The 21603-nt window shown below is 36.3% G+C and carries 12 protein-coding genes and 1 tRNA gene; 5 read left to right on the top strand and 8 right to left on the bottom strand.

The window, feature by feature from the left end; genetic code table 11:
• Positions 1–17: 17 nt before the first annotated feature.
• The 4 genes from tnpA to MSHOH_RS07350 form a co-directional block, all read right to left on the bottom strand.
• A complete protein-coding gene (gene tnpA, locus MSHOH_RS07365; RefSeq protein WP_048137183.1) occupies positions 18–482 on the bottom strand; it encodes an IS200/IS605 family transposase in 465 nt (154 codons plus the stop codon).
• Positions 483–743: 261 nt separating this feature from the next.
• Entirely contained in the window at positions 744–1139 is a 396-nt protein-coding gene (locus MSHOH_RS07360; protein ID WP_015410893.1) for a hypothetical protein, read from the bottom strand.
• 947 nt (positions 1140–2086) lie between these two features.
• A complete protein-coding gene (gene ccsA, locus MSHOH_RS07355; protein WP_048138560.1) occupies positions 2087–3148 on the bottom strand; it encodes a cytochrome c biogenesis protein CcsA in 1062 nt (353 codons plus the stop codon).
• Between the two features lie 23 nt (positions 3149–3171).
• On the bottom strand, positions 3172–4209 hold the full coding sequence (locus MSHOH_RS07350; protein WP_048138558.1) for a cytochrome c-type biogenesis CcmF C-terminal domain-containing protein: 1038 nt from the start codon (positions 4207–4209) through the stop codon (positions 3172–3174).
• A gap of 263 nt (positions 4210–4472) precedes the next feature.
• Here MSHOH_RS07350 and MSHOH_RS07345 point away from each other — a divergent pair, with 263 nt between their 5' ends.
• Both MSHOH_RS07345 and pyrE read left to right on the top strand, forming a co-directional pair.
• Positions 4473–5021 (top strand): CDP-2,3-bis-(O-geranylgeranyl)-sn-glycerol synthase, encoded by a 549-nt coding sequence (locus MSHOH_RS07345; RefSeq protein ID WP_275425577.1) that lies wholly within the window; start codon positions 4473–4475, stop codon positions 5019–5021.
• Positions 5022–5111: 90 nt separating this feature from the next.
• A complete protein-coding gene (gene pyrE, locus MSHOH_RS07340; protein WP_048138554.1) occupies positions 5112–5675 on the top strand; it encodes an orotate phosphoribosyltransferase in 564 nt (187 codons plus the stop codon).
• A 75-nt stretch (positions 5676–5750) separates the two neighbouring features.
• Here the strand turns inward: pyrE and MSHOH_RS07335 are convergent, their stop codons facing one another.
• Entirely contained in the window at positions 5751–6062 is a 312-nt protein-coding gene (locus tag MSHOH_RS07335) for a carboxymuconolactone decarboxylase family protein (protein ID WP_048138552.1), read from the bottom strand.
• 467 nt (positions 6063–6529) lie between these two features.
• Here MSHOH_RS07335 and purD point away from each other — a divergent pair, with 467 nt between their 5' ends.
• From purD to MSHOH_RS07320, 3 genes are all read left to right on the top strand, one after another.
• Complete coding sequence (gene purD, locus MSHOH_RS07330; RefSeq protein ID WP_048138551.1) at positions 6530–7831, top strand: phosphoribosylamine--glycine ligase; 1302 nt, start codon at positions 6530–6532, stop codon at positions 7829–7831.
• Positions 7832–7955: 124 nt separating this feature from the next.
• A complete protein-coding gene (gene argF, locus MSHOH_RS07325; protein ID WP_048138549.1) occupies positions 7956–8864 on the top strand; it encodes an ornithine carbamoyltransferase in 909 nt (302 codons plus the stop codon).
• A 159-nt stretch (positions 8865–9023) separates the two neighbouring features.
• A tRNA-Leu gene (locus tag MSHOH_RS07320) sits at positions 9024–9108 on the top strand.
• Positions 9109–10279: 1171 nt separating this feature from the next.
• On the opposite strand, the gene MSHOH_RS22025 is transcribed toward MSHOH_RS07320, so the two are convergent.
• From MSHOH_RS22025 to MSHOH_RS07300, 3 genes are read right to left on the bottom strand one after another with little or no spacing between them, the layout of a single operon-like run.
• On the bottom strand, positions 10280–14653 hold the full coding sequence (locus MSHOH_RS22025) for a tetratricopeptide repeat protein (RefSeq protein ID WP_052730755.1): 4374 nt from the start codon (positions 14651–14653) through the stop codon (positions 10280–10282).
• Positions 14654–16477, bottom strand: coding sequence for a hypothetical protein (locus MSHOH_RS07305; RefSeq protein WP_048138546.1), 1824 nt, complete (start codon positions 16475–16477; stop codon positions 14654–14656).
• Positions 16478–16501: 24 nt separating this feature from the next.
• Complete coding sequence (locus MSHOH_RS07300) at positions 16502–21601, bottom strand: tetratricopeptide repeat protein (protein WP_048138544.1); 5100 nt, start codon at positions 21599–21601, stop codon at positions 16502–16504.
• Positions 21602–21603: the final 2 nt, after the last annotated feature.

Raw genomic sequence — 21603 nt, 5'->3', positions numbered from 1 at the left:
CCCGGTTGTTCTGGTAATTAGAAATCATCAAGTCTTCTTTGCTTGGATCTCATGAACCTATGCAATCGAGACTCTTCACTCGGTTTTCCTTGCGATTCTTTAATGTAATGCTTAATTGTATCAGCAGTTACGTTTCCAACGGATCGATAGAACTTTCCACTTGACCATAGATTTCCACCCCAATATCGTTTTTTAAGATCAGGATGAAGCTTGAATAAGCTGTAAGAACTACCTCCTTTCAAATACTGAATTACCTCTGACAGAGAATTACTTGGATGAAATTCAAGAAACAAATGAACATGATCATCTACTACTTCCATTGCATGTATTTTGTAGCCATTTTTAGCACAAATTATACTGAGAATCAACTCGCAATCCTTTTTAATTCTCTTATTGTAGAATATATTGTATCGATACTTAGGCACCAACACGATGTGGTAAGTAATCTGACCATAGCCATGGCTAAAACTGCGTAATTCCAACTTATATCACATCCTAGCCAAAGGTGGCTGGCACCACCTCTGGTTATGGTGCCAAAAAAACCTTATTTTACAAAAAAAGTGAGGATTTAGATAATTAAAGTGAAAAAACGAAGAGGCGAGGGTTCACTTCATCCCCGACCTGAAGGACGGGGTATTCGTGACCCTCTGCGCTCCATTAGTAATCACGGAAGGATTTGATTTCCATAATGGTTAGTTCCAGGAAGAACTGTCAGCCATTATGGACTAACCCTTTTAAGACTTTTACTTGGGAGTAAGAGGCACCTTTTTGCTCATAACCTTCAGTTTTTTAATTGCTGAGATCGTTGCCTGAGATTCCTTGTAGATTTTGTCTTCATAATAGCTTATGATCTCATCAACAGGGGCTGCGAGGGAATAGATCTTTATTGGGCGCCCTTTACCGGGTTTCTTTTCAGAACGTACGTTTACCCAGGACTGATTGCGCATGAGCCTCATTGCAAGACTAACTTCGGGCTGCCTCAATCCGGTACTAATTTCAATTTCACGGGATGAAGCTTCGTCGACATTCATAAGATATGCCATAGTTGTGGCGACGTTTCTTGACATTCCGAGATTCCGTAACGTTTCAATAAAAATGTGGTCGTTTTCGTCCAGCACTTTTACTTCATAGTCTTTCATGATAACCCCTTCATATTCCAATTTTTATAATTTAATCTGTCAGCTAAAGAATATCAACGGTAATTATTACTCAAACCTGAAAGGCAGCTTTCACAATCACCTGTTAAAGCTAACAACAACTTTCAAAGTATTACACCATATATATATTTATAGGGTAACCTATCTCGTTTTAAAACTTTGAATTAAATAAAAAACGTTTTTTCGCAATCTAGCGGATTGTTTGCGTTTTAAGTCCAACAACCGGTTATTAAAAACAAACGAAGTGAATTTTCATAACCGACTACTAGAGAACCGTTTTATGAGATTGATGGGAAGAGACGTATAGGTTCAGTAATTAAACCTATATACGTATATAATTAGAAGGTTATTCATCTCCAACAATTAATAATGTACTCATACTATTTAAAGTTGTATATATTAAAAAGGAATTGAAAAACTTTCACCCACACTCGACATTAGCACGTTTAAAAAAATAATCAGTCAGAAGAGGCATAATAATCCTTTCAGTCGGATAAAAACCTGAAGGGATCACAACAAAGATATTATAATTGTACTGATCAAGAAAATTAAAGGAAAGAATCCGGACAATAAAACGTCAAGAGTAATTTAGAAATGTTTATATTCTCATCCCAGTCAGATCAGATAATTATCCTGAGAAACCGGGTAAATATGCAGCATCTTTCCCGATCCATAAGAGATTTTCTCCTGAAAGAGACTAATTGGGGCAAAGTTGAGAAAAAATAAAAAGACTCGGAAAAAAATAAAACTAGTAAATAGCTGAAGAAAGCTAAAAATTTCAGGACTCGACTTTTCCAGCTAATTTTCTTGCTAATTTCCTTTCTAATTTTCTTTGCTAATTTTCTTGCTAATCTTTTATGTATAACCCACTGAACCTGTTCTATATCAAGTCGCCTTTAGAAAATTCATTTTTCACTGATTTCGCGAAATTAATCCTCACTAAAATATTTCCTGACCAGAAGAAACGTGCTTGAACCTGCAAGAATAAGCAGGAAGAGAGCAATAACCATTCCTTCTGTTGTAAAGTCCTGCCAGGAATGCACAGATACCCACAGCCCGCTTCTTGTAACGAAGGTAGAGAAAACAACCAGGATAAAAGACACAAGAGCAAGCATGGGAAGCATGAAACCGTATTCTTCATGGCGGAATCTGAATTTTGCATGCAGATAAGCTGTTGCCGTAAGCCAGGGAATCAAAGAAGATGTCTCCACAGGGTCCCAGGTCCAGTACCAGGCACCCCAGCCAAGCACTTCGTATGCCCAGAAAGCTCCAAATCCGATTCCAAGAGTAAGGAAGAGCCAGGAGACACGCATCCAGCCTGTTGCAAGTTCTGACCACCTGCTGTCCTTGAGGACAAGTCCTGAAATTGCAGCAGCAAAAGGAAGGGTAAAGGCTGCATAGCCAAGGAACAGGAGAGGAGGATGGATAGCCATCCAGAAGTTCCTGAGCAGAGGATTCATGCCCTGTCCGTAAGAAACAACGAAGGGCTCTGCAAAAAGATTCCAGTTCGTAACTTCAGGCATTCCTGCCCCTGTAAAATAATACATTGAGAAAGGGTTTTTCAGTGCCAGAAGCAGCAGGAATATAGAGGCTACAAAAAGTGAAACCGACCTCATAAGGGCAAAGAGATCTGTTTCCCTGAGCGTTTTCCCTGCACCTGTGAAGCGCGTGACTGTGAGCATTAAGAAGATAAAGCCTGTCCAGATCAAAAATGACCCTTCCTGACCTGCCCAGAGTGCCGAAAATCTGAATTTCAAGGCAAGATCTGTGCTGGAGTGTTGAAAAACATAACTGAATTGTGTGTCCACTCCAAGCAGGTGGTAGACAAGCAGGATTATCGCGAGTACTATTCCCAGTCCTCCTGCAAGTTCCAGCTTTTCGGAAAGGACCATGAATTTTCTGTCCTGCCTTAAAAAATAAAGAAGGGAGGTCAGAAAGGCAAGCAACCCTGAAGCTCCAGCTATCCAGATGAGTCCCATTCCAGTATTCATACTATCACCATCTGCACACCGTCTCATACGTTTTTTTTGCTAGCGCGCTTCTTTTTACTTTCACTTTTATTTTTGTTTTCATTTTTGTATTCATTTACCTGAGAACCTCTTTCGGAAGAATGAGTTCCAGAAAGACTGTCTTCCCTGGAACTTTCTTTCCCTGCAAGGTAATCCGAGAGGAAAAGAACCAGTACACCCAGTACCATCAAATAAAACCCACCCCAGAGTGAAGTCATGAAAGGTACCTTCCGGACATAAAGTTCCACGGTCTGGGCTTCTGTATCTACGGATTTTGGGGCGACAAAAAGTTCTTCCAGAAGTCCTCTATGAATATATGTCTCAGTATAGGACTGCTGCCACTTGAAATCACTTATATATCGGATCTGCCCGCTGTCAAAAGGCTGGCCCCATTTATATACATCAAAATTTATTGTGCTCACATAAGCAGAGCCCGAATAGCCTCCATAGGGTTCTCCCTCAATCCCGGATGTTATATCAGTAACCTGGATGCTGTAACCCATGGACTTGAAAGTACCTGCTTCGCCAAGAGGAACCACTGCAGAATCCTCAAGTTTCATACTGGTACTGAAAATGATTCCAATAAGAAGCAGGACTACTCCGAGATGAACAATATGAGAACCTGTCTTCCGGAGAGTTCCTTTCAGGGTCTTCTCCTTAGAAGAAAGCAGCCTGTAAATAACCGCAAAAAAGGCTGCTGCCAGAAGCGGAAATGAGATATTGACAGGCAAACTTGAAAACGGGGAAAAAGCAACCGAAAGTACGGAACCTGCAGTCCCGAGCCCGAGAACTATAAGGCTTTCTTTTTTTCCTGCACTTCCGATCAGAAGGCACAGGGTAAGCAATATAACAAGGGCAAGGGTAGGCAGAGCTGCACGCAGATTAAAATAGGCAGCATCAAGCAGGATTTCCTCTCCTGTACTGACTCTGACTATAAAGGGGGTTAAAAGTCCCATAGCTATCAGGGCGGCAAGTATCACCAGCACTGAGACTGTAGCAAACATGGTGCTGCGAACTGTGAGAACGTTGCTTAATTTTTTCATAAAAAACCTTGAGAATGTGAATAAAAGATATAACTTAATAAAATAAATACAATTAAATAGGGATAATATTTACTTAAGCCCATTATTTAAACGTACCTGAAAAAGTTGAAGAATTCTCAAAGAGGGCAGCGAGAGCTTAATTGTTCTATCTTTTGCTGGCACAAATGGAGAAAAAATAAAAAGGATAAGGATGTGGGAAGGAATTAATTTCTGCCCCGGAAAAATGAATACAAAATTGGAGAGATGATACCACGATCGAGCTGATAATCAAAGCATTCTGGCTGATGATGCCTGCATACCTGTCCAATCCTTTCGCAGCTGTCTTCGGAGGGGGAAAACCAATTGACGGAGGCAGGACCTTAAAGGACGGGAGAAGGATAATAGGAGACGGGAAGACCTGGAGAGGGCTCTTTTCAGGCATCTTTTGCGGGTTTCTTGCAGGATGTATTGAGATCTGGTTAAGTTCGAAGGGGTTTGAGATTCTGGGGATCGAAATGCCCGCCTTTGGTCCGGATTACTCAAGCGCTCTGATAGTTGTGCTCGCCCTTGCCTCCGGCGCCCTGTTCGGGGATATGTTCAAGAGCTTTTTCAAGCGCAGGATGGGCCTGAAAAGGGGAGCGTCACTGCCTCTTGTAGACCAGCTTGATTTTGTGGTGGGAGCCTGGGTATTTGCATACCTTACAGCCCCAGAGTGGTTCGTAAGCAATTTTACTCGCGGGATCATGCTCACCGTCCTTATAATGACACCTCTGCTCCATCTAACGACAAACATAATAGGATACTTTATAGGTGTAAAGAAAGAACCCTGGTGAGAACTCCCAGGGAAAATCCATAAATTCCTTCACAGAAAGAAAAACAGAAAAATTTATAGCACTAATAAGGCTGCAAACATCGGTGAGAAAATGAGCAAACAAGAAACAGAAACGGGAAATGAGTTTGAGACGCAAAAACAAGAACTTATAGCAGCCCTGAAAGCCTGCGGAGCTGTCCGCTACGGGGACTTCACGCTTGCTTCGGGAAAGAAGAGCAAGTACTATATAGATATTAAGAAAGCCAGCACCGACCCCAGAACCCTGAAAATAATTGCCAGGCAGGCAGCCCTCAGGATAAAAGAAATGGATGTGGACACGGTTGCAGGTGTAGAACTCGGAGGTGTCCCTCTGGCAACCGCGGTTTCTCTGGAAACTGAACTCCCTCTTCTAATAGTAAGGAAATCTGTCAAGGACTACGGCACAAAAAGCAGATTTGTGGGAGATCTGAAACCCGAAAACAGGCTTGTAATGCTCGAAGACGTGACAACCAGCGGGGGTTCGGTTAAAGATGCAATCGAAGTGGTCAGGGAAACCGGAGCCACTGTCAAATACGTAATCACAGTGGTGGACAGAGAAGAAGGGGCAGAGGAAAAACTAAAAGAAGCAGATGTTGAACTTGTGCCTCTGGTAAGCGCTAGCGACCTGTTAAAATAAGTAATTGTTAAAATAAAGGAAGTGCAGAAGCACTTTCCTGAATCTCTATTTTCATAGTTATTATGAAAATAATTATTATATTTCACCTTCGAATCCTTTAATCGCGGCAGGAAGACAGTCGAGAACTGACGCAAAGCCAGAGTGGTGGAGATTTAATACTACGGCGCCGACAATTTCTTCACGAGTCGCTCCTTCGTTCTTTGCCATCATTGCATGCATCTGCACACCTCTTGGATTTCGATTCGCAGTCTGGATAGCGATATTGATTAACTGTTTCAATTTAGCGTCCAGACCTTTTAAAGCCTTTTGGGCTTCAATAAGGTCACCAAAACGTGCTGCAACTTCCGGGCATTCGTTCTGGAATATTTCATATGGATTTTGATTCATAATTTTCATCTCTTAAAAGAGCCTTACTCGTTTTTTCACATAGCAAGATTAGATTTATGGATAAAGAAATTTTTACTTTTACTTATAGCTAAATGCATTTAAAGTGTGACTATTCGAATCTTATGTGACAAAATATTTGAAGAAAATTGTTAAAATTAAGTTTTGTGAGAAGATAAAAAGCGAAACTTCAAAAAAGAGTTAAGACTAACTGGATTTTTATATAAATTCGAAGTAACAATGAGAAGATATTTATCAGAAGAAATAGAGAATTAGGAAATCCTTTATTGTGTTGTTGATTGAGAAATATTGACCTTAAAGATAGAAATACTTTTAAAATAGAAAGAAAGGTTTTACGGACCTCAGAATCCATCACCTTTTCTTTATTTCATTCTTATAAGATTTCCTCGTCAATTATTAAGAAAAAGTTTCAGGTTAAAAAACAAATTTTTTGAACAAGGAGAATGAAAATGAGAATTTTGCTTATCGGCGGCGGCGGAAGGGAACACGCAATTGCCGAAGGAATTAAGAAAAGCAAGCATAACCCCATCCTTTATGCATTAATGGCTAAGAAAAATCCGGGAATTGCCGCCCTCTGTGAGGATTTCCTGCTTGAAAAGGAAACAGAGGTTGCAAAAGTTGTCGAATATGCAAAAGCCAGGAACATTGAAATGGCTTTTGTTGGACCCGAAGCTCCGCTTGCAGCAGGAGTTGCAGATGCCCTCTGGAATGCAGGTATCCCTGTTGTAGGCCCTAAAAAAGCCTGTGCTGTTATTGAGTTTGACAAGGCTTGGGCAAGAAATTTCATGAAGAAATACGGGATCGAAGGCTGTCCTGCCTATGAAGTTTTTACAGATGAAGCTTCAGCACATGCTTTTATTGAAAAGCTGGGTGACGTTGCAGTTAAGCCCTCAGGCCTTACAGGCGGCAAAGGTGTAAAAGTTATGGGTGACCAGCTCCCTGACCTCAAAGCTGCCAGGGAATACACAAGCGAGCTTCTGGAAAAGGGCCCTGTGGTTATTGAGGAGCGCTTCATAGGAGAAGAATTCACCCTCCAGGCCTTTGTGGATGGAAAGAACCTTGCTTTTTTCCCTGCAGTGCAGGACCATAAAAGAGCTTATGAAGGAGATCTCGGGCCAAATACAGGCGGCATGGGCTCATACACAGATGCAGGAGAGATCCTTCCTTTCATGCTTCCCGAAGACATCGAGAAGGCAAAAAAGATTATGCAGAATACCGTGACAGCCCTGCATGAGGAAACAGGAACAGGGTATAAGGGTATTCTCTACGGCCAGTTTATCCTTACAGCCGGAGGCCCGAAAGTCGTGGAGTTCAATGCCAGGTTCGGAGACCCTGAAGCTATGAATGTAATCCCGCTTATAGAGACTGATTTTGTAGATATCATGTCTGCTGTAGTAAAAGGAACCCTTAGAGACCTGCCTGTGAAGTTCAGCAGGAAAGCAACTGTCTGCAAGTATGCAGTTCCGGCAGGCTACCCGGATAATCCTGAAAAGGATAGCGAGGTAGTTGTAGGAGACATAGGGAAAGCTTCGGTTTACTATGCAAGTGTGTATGAAAAAGAGGGAAAAATTTACACTACCACTTCTCGCGCCGTTGCTGTTGTGGGATGTGCAGAAACAATAGAAGCTGCAGAAAAAATTTCACAGAACGCTCTTGAAAATATTCAGGGGAAACTCTTCTTCCGGAGAGATATAGGCACAACCAGTCTTATCCAGAAAAGAATAGATCATATGAAAGAACTTAGAGGCTGATTATTTAATAGCTATGCAGTAGTATTCTGTGTAAACACGGGTAAATAAGTATTATGCAGTAGTATAAAGCTTAAATTGAGCCAGAAGTTTAAATTCAGCCAGAAAGAAGACGGGGTTTGAGACGATGAAGAGAGATGTACTTTCTATAACTGACCTGTCCAGGGAGGAGATATACGAACTCCTTGAATCGGCCGCTGATCTGAAGAAAAAACGTAAGGCAGGAGAACCTACCGAGTACCTGAAGCACAAAAGTCTTGGAATGATTTTCGAGAAATCCTCTACAAGGACAAGGGTATCTTTCGAAGTCGCAATGACAGACTTCGGAGGGCATGCCCTTTACCTGAACTCCAGGGATATCCAGGTCGGCAGAGGCGAAACGATTGAAGACACAGCCAGGACCCTTTCCGGTTACCTGCATGGAATCATGGCAAGGGTCATGAGCCACGAGACAGTGAAAAAGCTTGCCGAATACTCAACCATACCCGTGATCAATGCCCTTTCAGACCGGGAACACCCCTGCCAGATCCTTGGCGATTTCATGACCATCATGGAATGCAAAAACAGGTTCGAAGGCCTGAAATTTGCCTGGATAGGTGACGGAAACAATGTCTGCAATTCCGCCCTGCTCGGCTCTGCTATTATGGGAATGGAATGTGCAATAGCCTGCCCGAAAGGCTACGAACCGAAAGCCGAATTCCTTGAACAGGCAAAAGCCCTCGGAGGCAAGTTTACCATCACGGATGACCCCGAAGCTGCCGCAAAAGATGCAGATGTTATCTATACTGATGTCTGGGTCTCCATGGGCGACGAAGCCGAACAGGAAAAGCGCCTTAAAGACTTTGGTTCCTTCCAGGTCAACACCGAACTCCTCGGAGTCGCAAAGCCGGATGTAATAGTAATGCACTGCCTCCCAGCCAGAAGAGGCCTTGAGATTACGGATGAAGTCATGGACGGTCCGAATTCCGTAATCTTCGAAGAGGCAGAAAACCGCCTGCACGCCCAGAAAGCCCTTATCCTGAAATTGATGAGATAAAGATTTCATCAATTTCCCTTATTTATTGGAAAACAACGCCAGAAAAATAAATATATTTTTGAGACGAAATTGCTTTTTTCATCCTCTGAAAGGGCATTCAAGGAAAAAGTATAAAAACAAAGAGCACTACTATGTGCTGCTGAACATAAGTCACATCGTGCGAGAGTTGCCCAGCCAGGTCAAAGGCGCCAGATTCAGAGTCTGGTCTTGTAGGAGTTCGTGCGTTCGAATCGCACCTCTCGCATTTATCCTTTTTTTAATTATTCTATGCTTTTTTACTAGTTCTTTAAGTTTCTTGTGAGTTGCGGCAAAATACATCTCTAAAAAGCTGTCTTAAAATTAAATAATCTTTATATCCTGCTTTTTCTCTAATGTCATAAAGATCCAGAAGATGTCTTATCCTAGTGATTTATCAGATAAAGAACGGGTAGTAATTACAACCCATAACTATTCTACTTCATCATAACAGTACTTTACAACATAGTAATAATTACGTTCATCTAGCTACTTCCATCACTAAGTCTGCCATCAAAAACTTCTTTGCTTTACTGATAATTCCAAGTATTCTCAATGTAAAAAAAGCTTTAGTTTTTACCTTTTTCTAAGTATCTTCAGGAGCTGATCCCAAAACTCAAAAGTGCTTATCTAAACCCTATACTCCGAATAATCAATTGAGTTTTAGATCACAGAAAATAGTGCTGAAAACCTGCTGATTTCGAACAAATTCGGTTTTGGGATGAACTCCAGTATAAAATGCGCTGTAGGCAGGATAGTAGACTCTCTCAACAAGATTCATGTTTTGTTTCAGTTCATTGATTGCTTTGATGAGAACTTTCTCACATGGCCTATCGCTGTCTAATACTCTTATGAAATGAGAATCCTTTCTGTCCCAGAAACTACGGAAACAAAAACGTATTAATTTGACTCTTTTCTTTTTGATGGCTATAAGTAACGTTGATAGTTTTGTTATTATCATCGCGATAATAACCTTATAAAAACTGGGATTTGTAGTATCATTAAGGTAAAATGGGAGTTAATTTGAACGTAGTTCATAGATTTTAGAAAGTGAAATTTTGATTTTCAATGAATTAAAAAAATCGAATTCAAGGTTTCTGAACTTACAAGCAAAGAGCGTCCACACCGCAAAAATAAACAGTAATACCTCAATTCTATTCACATTGTGGAACGACAATGAATCAGGAGGCTGCAAAGGAAATTCAAGAATATGAACAAAATCTTCCAGAGTTATAAAGTTACTATTAAAAAATGACCAAGTTAGAGAGCTATTCTTTTATGCAAAAGTAAAGTCGCTTTTTAATTGTTGTACTCTAAAATGTATTTGGATATCAAAGATTTTATAGGAACCCATAAGTTCTAATCATACCCTCTCGCATAAAATATTTTATCTTTTAACTTTATTTAACTGACCTCGTCATAATGTAACGACATTTATTCTTCATTTCTTCGAAATAAAGGTTGTTCAAATCCTGAATATTTTTATACATAAGCGGCGAGAATGTATTTATTAATGCTTTATTTTTTTCGCTAGTGAGTAATTCCTTTAGTTCTTCTTTGCTTACACAACACCCTATTGTATCAAGGAGTTGAATAAATTTTCTTCCTTCAGATTCTGAATTTCTAAGAATTTCGTCTTCTTCGAAGACATGGATAATTTTAGTTTTTAATGGAACCTGCCCTATATAGTTGCCTCTTACAGGATTGACATCCATATTTATAGATGTTAGTAGTATGAATTGTTCCATAACTCCATCAACAGGACTTAAGATTCCTTCTTCATGCCTTCTATATAAGTATTTATCAACTGTGGAAATAATCCCTGTGAAGCCACCATGTATCTTATTGTTTTCTTCAAAAGTGAAGATTCCATTTGCCATTATGTATGTTTTATTGCCGAAGCATAAAGGGTTATTTATGTCAGCTTTTGCTATCTGATAGAACCTTCCGAGATTTTGGTTCGTCTGAGGCACGAGAATTATATCACAGGCAGAAATCAGACGATTCCTTAAATCACTATTCAAGTATTCGTTGCCGATCATTATCCCAATACTGATGCCATCTCGAAGTTTGAGGATATGATTTACATTTCCAGCTTTTATCCCCTCGTCAAAATAGAGGTTGCGTCCTTCACGTGCATCAAGCAGCTTTTCATTGTGCACTATTTTTGAAAAGGGAATAAGAACGGGTAATATATTTTTCCTCAGATCCCTCTCGTCAAAATCTCGACTAAATAATTCACCATACTCTCTAATGTGTACTTCTTTCACATAATGACTGCCCGCAATTATAATAATTCCACTTTCGGTTGCGAATTCATGCATTCTTCTGAGAGCATCAAAAGGTATAGAAAACTCAGGGAAAACAACAATATCTGCCTCATCCTTCAAAACGTCTAGTGTTTTCATTATCTTATTAAGGTAATTATGATCAGCTTTGATCCTCACTACTGAGTTTTCCTCGTAAATATGATATTTCAATTGAACAGCCGCGACTCGTAAATAATTGTTAATAGAGATATACGTACTACAATCATACTGCAGTATTTTGATTCTATTGTCTCTTCCGACGTTTTCAAAATAGTCAATGGACCTTATAATCGGTTTCTTCTGTCCGGGTGTTATGAAAGATATTTCGTCCTGTCCTTGTGGGAAATAACATATTGTGAGATAGTCAATTTCGAGTAGATTATTTTTGATTTCTTCAGGGGTCAAAGGTCTGTTTAGCAGAGTTTTATTACCTGCTTTGATAGTCAGTTTTCCTTTTACTTTCTCTGAATCATCAAATATGACTATCAGTTTCCAATTTTCATATATCAAATTTGGATTAAAAGGCTCATCGAAATAATTCTTAATCTTCTCGTGAACATGCCCAAAGAGTTTTTCTAGCGCTTTGTATTCTATTTGATCAATTCTTTGATCAAGTTGCTTCATGAGTTCTTTACGTGAAATTTTACTTTTCTCTTCAAATAACTGTTGAATACTCTCAAAATAAACCCTAATACTGGGGCTAATATCATCAGGGAGTACTTCGACAATTTCTTGAATCAATTTATTCAATTCAGAAATGTCTACTTCTTCAAAGTTATCAACTGCCTCAAGTATTTTAAGTAATCCCTGATAGGTGCAGAAGCACACATTCGCTTTTTCATAAGCTTCCTTTGCACTCCAGAACTGTTCCACAGCTTGTCTAAGAAGCTCCAGTTCAGGTTGTTTAGAAGAGAGAGCCTCATTTACAAGTTTTCTTCCTCTGAGATAACAAACAGCAGAGGAATAAACTTTTAAAATCTGTTCATCACTTTCATTTTCACCTAGTTTTTCGACAGTTTGTAAAGCCTGTTCATATTCTCTCGCTCTTTTATTGGAATTAACTTCAAATCTTATATTTATCATTAAAAAGTCGATGTATGCGCTCAAACCCATTTCTGTAACTAATTTTCTTTCTTGCTTTAGTTCATATTTGAGAAAAAAATCCCTATTTTTTTTGCATAGGTTAAATGCTTCTCTCAGATATTTCATCTGATTAAAGGGATTAGTTTCTCTTTCCGCTTGTTTTGAGTTCAGTGTGATAAGCCGTATTATTGATTCTGCTTTCTTACCTATAATCTGTTGCTTCGTAGGTTCGGTGTAGATCTCGAGTGCTTTTTCGAACATTTGCTTAGCTTCTTCGAAAAGATCCATATCTAAAAGCAAAAGACCAAGATTGTTAAGTATTAATCCTAATTCTGGATCTTTTGGTTTTAAGATGCGTTTATTAATATTGAAGACTTCAGTATAGTAAAGTAGTGCTTCGTCATACCTTTTTAAATTCTTGTAGAGTCCTGCAAGATTGTTTAGAGTAACAGCAATATGGGGATGTTCCTCTCCAAGAGAATTTCTTATGATTTCAAGAGCACGATTGTAAAGAGATTCAGCTTTTTCATACTCTCCCTTATTTTGGTAAAGTCCTGCAAGATTGTTTAGTGTCGTTGCAATAAAGGGGTGCTCTTCTCCAAACAATTTTTTATTGATCTCTAAAGAATGATTATAAAAAAGTAAAGCTTCCTCGAATCTTCCTACGCTCACGTAAAGTCCTGCAAGATTGTTCAGAGTAATAGCAACATTGGGATGTTCCTCTCCAAGAGAATTTCTTATGATTTCAAGAGCACGGTTGTAAAGAGATTCAGCTTTTTCATACTCTCCCTTATTTTGGTAAAGTCCTGCAAGATTGTTTAGTGCCGTTGCAATAAAGGGGTGCTCTTCTCCAAACAATTTTTCATTGATCTCTAAAGAACGGTTATAAAAAAGCAAAGCTTCCTCATGTCTTCCTATACTCGTGTAAAGTCCTGCAAGATTGTTCAGAGTTATGGCAACATACGGATTTTTCTCTCCAAATGATCTTTCACGGATCTCTAAGGCACGATAATAGAGACGCATAGCTTCTTCATATCTTCCCATTTTTGTATGAATACCTGCAAGATTATTTAAGATTGTAGCTACTTTAGGATGATTTGGACCTAAGAGATTCTCGCTAACATTGAGAGCTTGTTTACAAAAATGTAAAGCTTCTTGAAACTGACCTAGGTTTTTGTGAAGTTCAGAAAGATTATTTAAAGCACTTCCTAGTGCAAGATCTTTGGAATTTGGAGACGAATTTAAAATATCAATAACTCTCTTATAAAGCGGTAAAGCTTCATCATACATTGCTAGATATTGATAACAATTAGCTAAATTATTAGTAGTAACTGCTACGTCAACATCTGTAATACCGGAAGCTTTTTCGTACATATTTAATATACGCTTATAGCATCCCATTGCATCCTTATACTCTCCAATATTTTTATATAATTCAGCTATACTGTTTAAAGTGTTTATATTATCTGGATAATTCTCATCTAAGAAACGGGCACGAATTTCTAAAATATTCTGATACACAACCAAGGCTTCGTCATACTTTTCCATATCTTTGTATAACTCAGCTATACTGCTCAAAGTGTTTATGTAATCTGGATGATTTTCGCCTAAAGTACGGGCACGAATTTCTAAAATATTCTGATACACAACCAAGGCTTCATCATACTTTTCCATATCTTTGTATAACTCAGCTATACTGCTCAAAGTGTTTATGTAATCTGGATGATTTTCGCCTAAAATACGGGCACGAATTTCTAATGCACGTTGATAAAGGGCGTGAGATTCATCAAAGTAATCTTTAAATATGTTATTTTTTATAAATGAATCAAAACTTTCATTTAAACCAATATCATTAGAATAAACGAAATCTAGATTGTTTACTTTAAGCTCATTAATCCACAATGTGCTTAAACTTCGATCCACTGATATCGGGCTATCAAAGTTAATTTTGTACTTTTTATCTAACCAATCTGATAAAGCATTAAAACAAACAATATTTTTTTTAGCAAAATCGTCATTTCTCTTAATAGCCTCTTTTGTACTTTCGAATATTTCAACAGCCTTTTTCGTACTATTAACTTTTTTATTTTGTTTTATTGCTTCGATTATTTTTTGCATATCACTATACAAAAATACAATATAATAGTTCCATTGTAAAGGACCAGAATTTAAATAATAATTGTTTGCTATAACTTTAGTTAAATATTCATCCAAACTAAAATTGCTTTCAGTCCAACATTTCTCTGAATAGTCATAATAATAGATCTCATACGGTAATTCATTATGATGTTTTTCACATCTAATTACCTTTTCTCTCTTGATTTTTTCTATTTTTGTATAATTATAATCTTTCAGTATGTTTATCAGCTTATTAGTGTCCATTTATCTCGCCTTCTTATAGGAAGTGCAGGAAATACTAGTATTATCATTGATTTTTGGAGGGCCTTTTTTGACTATAGGTATTATACGACTTCCGTCAACATACCAAACTACAACCCTTTTAACTGCCTGACTTCCGCGAAACAGTTTACACATATCTTTCCAAACATTCATAGCTGTGTTTTTATCCTCAGTACCGAGATAAGATACTGTTGCAGGAGGAATTTTATTTTTATAATTCTTTTTAGGGTACAAATTATAATTATAAGATTCTTTATTCTTTGGATCTATTTCGTATGACACAAAACATTTATTTTGAAGATTTTGGATACCATCCGGAAAATTATTTTCATCCTTTACATACTTATTTAACTCCCCAAAAAGATTCAATATATATTTTTTTCGAACAGAATCAGAATCTGGATCATGCCAACAAGAAATTCTGTTATTTGATTCATTATCGTTGGCAAAAAATAATTTGGATTTTCTTAAATCATACCAGTCATTAAATCTCGCTTGACCAGTGGATAATGCAATTAGCCTTTCCTTATTAATTGGATCGAGAGTTGAGTCTATTAAATTCGAGTAAATCTTATTTTGTCTTAATTTTTTTACTTGCTCATTAAATCCATCATTTGCATTAGAATCATCTAAAAAATCTCTATTCCAATGATAAACAGAAATCATCTGTGGTTCTAATGAGATTTGTTGTTGAGGTTGTAACATGAATTGAGAAGCAGTTGGACTACTTAAAAAAAATACATGCTCACTGTAATTAAAGAAGTAAATATCTCCACGATAAGGTTCGCAAAAATTATAGTAAAGACCTTTTTTATGGTTATCATTCATTATTAAGTCATTTTCTTCCAAAGTTCTATATTTTGATGCGGGATTCTCTGATCGTTTAAAATATAGAGCAGAACCTCCAAATTTTAATGTTTCTTCACAAATCTTAGTGTCTCTTGCCCAATTTAAACATATAATATTTTTATTGGAAGATTTTTTAAAATAGCAATCTTTTCTATACTTAGAGAATTGACTATTTCTTGGACTTGTGTTTAATTGGAGATGAATTATAACATACGCTAACTGTTCAAAGTTAATATTTTTATTTTTTATGATATCTTCAATTCTAAAATTCAAGCTATCAGAGCAAATCAATGTAAATAAATTAATTCCACTTTCCTGGTTTCGAATCACATATATTATATTCCCTTTTAACATGTGTTCAATTTCATGAGGTATAGAGCCCATAGGATCTGTTTTGAACTGCACTAAAATAATAGTATGTTCTTCAATGCCGTCTAATTTTTTCACTTTAAATATATAGCACATGGCGTCTAAAAACTGCCCACTTTTCTTAGATTTTAGCTTATCTTCCTCACAAATCCATGTTATCTTGTCATTATATCCATGTTTCTCATTACGATAATATTTAATGATATTTCCTAAGCACTCAGGCTTAATCGATTCACACCCAATAACCCATAACTTCCCGTATTCTGGAAATTTACGATTCTTTATCAATTCGATAACTGCTTTCCAAGGGCATGAGTACTCAGGAGTGACAGCAAGATCTGCTTTATTATCAATTGCTAATTTAAAAAACCCTTTAAATTTTTCATAAGACTGGGGATCATTATTTTTTACGAAGTAATTTCGTTTCTCTGAACTTCCTACACTACGAATCACACTTGTAGTATATATTTCCCCAATTGGTTGAAAAAGTAGCATACTATATGATTCGTTCTCAGCGTTTAGCATATTTAAACGAGGATTCTCAAACTTATTTTTTAAAAAATCATCTATAAATTCTAAAGTTGCCATTGTACCCACCAAAATGAAAAATATTTAGAAAGGCAGTGTATCAGAATTATTCCATTTAATAGAGATAATATTTGAGTTCAGTTCAAGTGGCGAAAAATCATTAACTTCTAAAGTTTTCTTTCTGATTTCACTCGTTTTTAATTTAGATTCTTTATCAATGTCATATGATCTCAAATCCAATACATCTCTTTTTCGGGTTAGTTTGTAAGCCTTGAAAGAGTCACCTAAAAATTTAAATTTTTGAGAAAATAAAAATGCTAAGTTCTCGTTTGCGGTGGCAAAAAATATTTGCTTATCAGTCTGTAATGCGATCTCCCTCAAATAGTCAATAAAAGATAAAGTGTTTATATCATCTATAAAGGAGACCGGATCGTCAAAAATTAGATAAGGAGGACCCCTCGTTAATTTTTTATTTAACGACAAAAATATAGATAGTGCCAATGCAGATCTTTGTCCAGTACTTATTGTAGACAAATTTGCGAATTCAGAAGAATCTTTGCGTTTTAAAATTATATTTGAGTCGCTATCGAAATCAATATCATCAAATTCTTCAGGCGAATGAATAACACTAAATATTTTAAATATCTCTTTTTTATTCTCATTTAAAAAATCGAGGAAATATGTTTCTTTACTGTAATTCTTTTGGATATTTTCAATTGTAAGGTGTCCTTGCAGTAGCTTTTCATTATTTTCCTTAATTTTTTCTATCTTTTCTATATGTTGTTTGATGATGGATACATTTTCTTTAATTGTTGATAAAAAATTACTATAATGGTCTTTGTCTCTTAGTTCTAAATAGATTTTATTGAAGTCATAAAATTGTGATTTAATATTTTGGAATTGATCATCAATAGAGTAGAGATCGACACTCTGACTTTTAAACTCGTTATAAACTTGACAAAAAGCTTGAAACTCTGACTCAAGTTCCAGAATATCGTCTTGAAGAGAATAATTGACATCATTATTATACTCTCTATTTATATTAATTAATTTTTGTATGTTATCTTTTTCTCTGTTTATTATATTCGAAAACTCAAGAAGAGTATTCTTTTGTCTGTCCAATTCTGCCTTAATTATAGATTTATACGCATCAATTTTTTTTTCAATTTTGTTTATATCTTTGCCTAAAGCTACAGTCTCAAATATTTCTCTGAGCCCCCCTGATGATTCTTCATAAAATAGTCTAAATGACGTATCTGTATTATAGAAATTGTACCTGTTGAAACTCAGACAAAGATTATTATTTTCCTGATCACGGTTGTTATACCAATAAGAGTCTCTTAGTTTGAATATTTCATTGTTATCTAAATCTAAAGATTCAAAATAAGATCTACCATCATAACGCACTTTTATAGAAGTTAATCTATCAGGTTTTGCTGGATTTCTCAAATTATTTCCACAAACTAATAATTCAATTGCCTCAAGTAAAGATGTTTTACCACTTCCATTTTCTCCGCAAAAGAGGTTTACCTTTCCGAAACAGAAATTTTTGTTTATTGGATAATCTCTATATCTCTCTAGAATAATTTCCTTGATGGGAGGTATAGTTTCACAATCAGCATAAAGAGATTTCGAATCTCTTTTAGATCTGACTCTAATTTGGTGATATATCCTAGCTAAATTGTTTAGCGTAGTAGCCACTTTTAAATGTTCTGGCCCAAATATCTTTTCACGGATTTCAAGAACTCGCTGGTAAAATAGGAGGGCTTTTTCATATTCTCTCATATGTTCATAAAGACCCGCAAAATTGTCAAGTGTTGTAGCAACTTCTGGATGTTCAGGTCCAAATATCTTTTCACGGATTTCAAGAGCCCGCTGATAAAAATTGAGTGATTTTTCGTATTCCCCAATTTTTCCGTAAAGACCAGCAAGATTATCTAATGTAGTTGCAAAATCTGGGTGTTGTGGACCTAGCGCCTTTTCATTAATTTTAAGTGAGCGCTGATAAAACTGGAGGGCTTTTTTGTATTCTCCCATACTTCCATAAAGATCAGCAATATCGTCAAGTGTAGTAGCGACGTCTGGATGTTCGGATCCAAACAATTCTTCACGAGATTCAAGTACCCGCTGATAATATAGAAGGGCTTTTCTGAGTTTTCCCTGCTCTTTAAACATCCTTCCAAGATTGTTCAATGCTAGATATTGAGAAGTTATATCGTCAATTTCCTGTGCGAGACTCAATGATTTCCTCAATATTTTTTCTGCTTCCTTAAACCTTCTTTGTTTCTGATAGATACTTCCTAAACTATTAAGAGCAACTAACTTGGATTTAGAATCATCGAGTCTTTCCGCAATACGCAAGCTTTCCCTAAATATCTCTTCAGATTCCCTCAATCTATCCTGTTCCTCAAGAGTGCTACCCAAACTGATAAGAGCAATAGATTGAGAGTTAAAATCATCGAGCCTTTCTGCAATACGTAGACTTTCTCTAAATATCTCTTCTGCTTCCCTCAATTTACCCTGTTTTTGAAGAATGCTTCCCAAACTGTTCAGGATAATTGACTGAAATTTGGAATCATCGAGTTTTTTCGCTATATGCAAGCTCTCTTGAAAAGTAGTTTCTGCTTCCCTCAATTTACCCTGTTTTTGAAGAATGCTTCCCAAACTGTTCAGGATAATTGACTGAAATTTGGAATCATCGAGTTTTTTCGCTATATGCAAGCTCTCTTGAAAAGTAGTTTCTGCTTCCCTCAATCTACCTTGTTTCTCAAGAGTACTTCCCAAATTGAAAAATATAATTAACTGGGAGTTAAAATCATCGAGCTTTTCTGCAATACGTAGACTTTCTCTAAATATATCTTCTGCTTCCCTCAATTTACCCTGTTTTTGAAGAATGCTTCCCAAACTGTTCAGGATAATTGACAGAAATTTTGAATCATCGAGTTTTTTCGCTATATGCAAGCTCTCTTGAAAAGTAGTTTCTGCTTCCCTCAATCTACCCTGTCTCTGAAGAATGCTTCCCAAACTGTTCAGGATAATTGACAGAAATTTTGAATCATCGAGTTTTTTCGCTATATGCAAGCTCTCTTGAAAAGTAGTTTCTGCCTCCCTCAATCTACCTTGTTTCTCAAGAGTACTTCCCAAATTGAAAAATATAATTAACTGGGAGTTAAAATCATCGAGCTTTTCTGCAATACGTAGACTTTGTTTAAATATCTCTTCTGCTTCCCTCAATTTACCCTGTTTTTGAAGAATGCTTCCCAAACTGTTGAGAATAATTGACTTGGATTTGGAGTCGTCATATTTTTCCGCTATACTCAAGCTTTTTAGAAGTGTTTCTTCTGCTTCCAACAACTTGCCTTGATCTTTGAGAATTGTTCCTAACTTATTCAGAATAGCTAACTGAGGTTTTGAATCATGAACTTTTTCATTGATTTTTAAGTTTTCATTAAATATCTCTACTGTTTTTTCTAATATTCCGTCTTCGTAAAGTTCACTTTCCAGACTTCTTAGACCAATTGGTTGAGATTTTTCTTCGTCCATGCTTTCCATGGTTTTTAGGTATTTTCTGAACATTTTTTCTGCTTCGTTAAGTCTTCCCTGTCTCTGAAGAATGCCTCCGAAAATATCCAAAGTATTTACAACGTATGGATGCTCTGAACCAAGATTAGTTTCAAGAATTGATAATATTTCTTCATACATTGGAGAAATCAATTGCCAGAAAGAAGCTCTGTAAAACGTATCTGAATATTTGATAAACCAGTTTAATAAGTTTTCAGCATCTAGAATCTCTTTTGCATAGTAAAAAGACTCTGTTAGAGCAGTTTCGTGTTCGAAGGTAATTTTTTTGATGTCGAGGTTTTCTAGTTTGCGGCTATAATATTTAAGTAAAAAAGCATTTACTTCTCTTTTGACATTTACCCCTATATAATCCAATAAGCTGTCTCTAATTGTTTGCTGAATAAACCATTTATCTTTCGTCTTTTCGATTACAAAGGAAAAATTACATAACGTAGGAAAATCCTCTAATCTATAACTGATATTAAACTCATCAGTTAAACTTTTAGCTAGATCATAATCCCAATATCTAGGTATAGAAAGAATCTCAATAAGCTCAATTTCAGATGGTGTCAAATATTGCAAAATATTTTCTATATTTAAAGGAGATGCTTTAGATATATCACGTATTGTGGGTAAGCGATTTTCAGTTCTTATAATCTCATCATAGGAATCAATAGAGATCGATAAATAACCTGGAATACCATCACTAATGTCTAAAATCTTGTCTTGAATTTCTTTGCTTTCAATTTGATAGTGACTTAACAATTTGCGAGAATATATTTCTGAAAGCCCAGTAAGCTTATATTTTTCAATTATACATTTAAACCTAGCATCGAACTCTTTCCAATTAAGCTCATCTCTCCCACAAATGACCCATATTGTATAAGGGGTACTGGATATAAATTCTCTTAACCAGTCCTCACTTATATAAAAATCTAGATTTTTTATGGAATTTATTCTGAGAGCTTCATATGTATCTAAAAAAATAACAGCAGGCTTTGAGTTTCGTAAAAGATGCTCACAGAAATCTAAAGCCCAATAAAATGGCAAAGATTTTTTTATTTCATCAACCTCTTTATAAGGTAACTTAGACAATTCTTCTATATGTTTATTCTGTAAGTGATTAAATTGGAGAGAGAAATTTGCAAAATAGTTTGTAAGTTCTCTTTGGAATTTTCTTTGTGAAATTGTATCTAGTGTCTCTATGAGATTTATAGCCTTAATTCCGCCCATAATACTATTTTCATCGTAAAAAAAATAATTTTCATTCTTCAACCGCTTATCAGGATAAGCTTTCTTAAAATAAATGGCATGAACAATATCAAAAAAAGGAAAACCAATTTTATATTTTCTACTAAGTTTGTCTCTTAAAGCAAATAAGAAAGTGTCTATTTCCATAGGGGTTGTTGCTAAATTCATCTCTTCCCATAGAATTTCTATAGAATGCTGGAGAGAATTGTACTCCTCTATTACTGTTGATAATTTCTTCATTAGAGCAGTCTTTCCCACTCCAGAAATACCATAATAAAATAAAACCTTACAGCTGTTTTTGTCTATATTTTTGAGATTAGATTTAAAAGACTCAATGTACTCTTCTCTATCAAGAAACATACTATTTAACATAG

Origin of the sequence: Methanosarcina horonobensis HB-1 = JCM 15518, from assembly GCF_000970285.1 — an archaeon.
GTDB classification, from domain to species: domain Archaea; phylum Halobacteriota; class Methanosarcinia; order Methanosarcinales; family Methanosarcinaceae; genus Methanosarcina; species Methanosarcina horonobensis.
The sequence above is the reverse complement of the archived record's forward strand: the minus strand, read 5'-3'. Positions and strand labels throughout refer to the sequence as shown.

Bases quoted from the DNA above. Each gene is read 5' to 3' on its own strand.
- MSHOH_RS07360 (WP_015410893.1), bottom strand. From the start codon at position 1,139: ATGAAAGACTATGAAGTAAAAGTGCTGGACGAAAACGACCACATTTTT.
- ccsA (WP_048138560.1), bottom strand. From the start codon at position 3,148: ATGAATACTGGAATGGGACTCATCTGGATAGCTGGAGCTTCAGGGTTG.
- MSHOH_RS07350 (WP_048138558.1), bottom strand. From the start codon at position 4,209: ATGAAAAAATTAAGCAACGTTCTCACAGTTCGCAGCACCATGTTTGCT.
- pyrE (WP_048138554.1), top strand. From the start codon at position 5,112: ATGAGCAAACAAGAAACAGAAACGGGAAATGAGTTTGAGACGCAAAAA.
- MSHOH_RS07335 (WP_048138552.1), bottom strand. From the start codon at position 6,062: ATGAATCAAAATCCATATGAAATATTCCAGAACGAATGCCCGGAAGTT.
- purD (WP_048138551.1), top strand. From the start codon at position 6,530: ATGAGAATTTTGCTTATCGGCGGCGGCGGAAGGGAACACGCAATTGCC.
- argF (WP_048138549.1), top strand. From the start codon at position 7,956: ATGAAGAGAGATGTACTTTCTATAACTGACCTGTCCAGGGAGGAGATA.
- MSHOH_RS22025 (WP_052730755.1), bottom strand. From the start codon at position 14,653: ATGGACACTAATAAGCTGATAAACATACTGAAAGATTATAATTATACA.
- MSHOH_RS07305 (WP_048138546.1), bottom strand. From the start codon at position 16,477: ATGGCAACTTTAGAATTTATAGATGATTTTTTAAAAAATAAGTTTGAG.
- MSHOH_RS07300 (WP_048138544.1), bottom strand. From the start codon at position 21,601: ATGTTAAATAGTATGTTTCTTGATAGAGAAGAGTACATTGAGTCTTTT.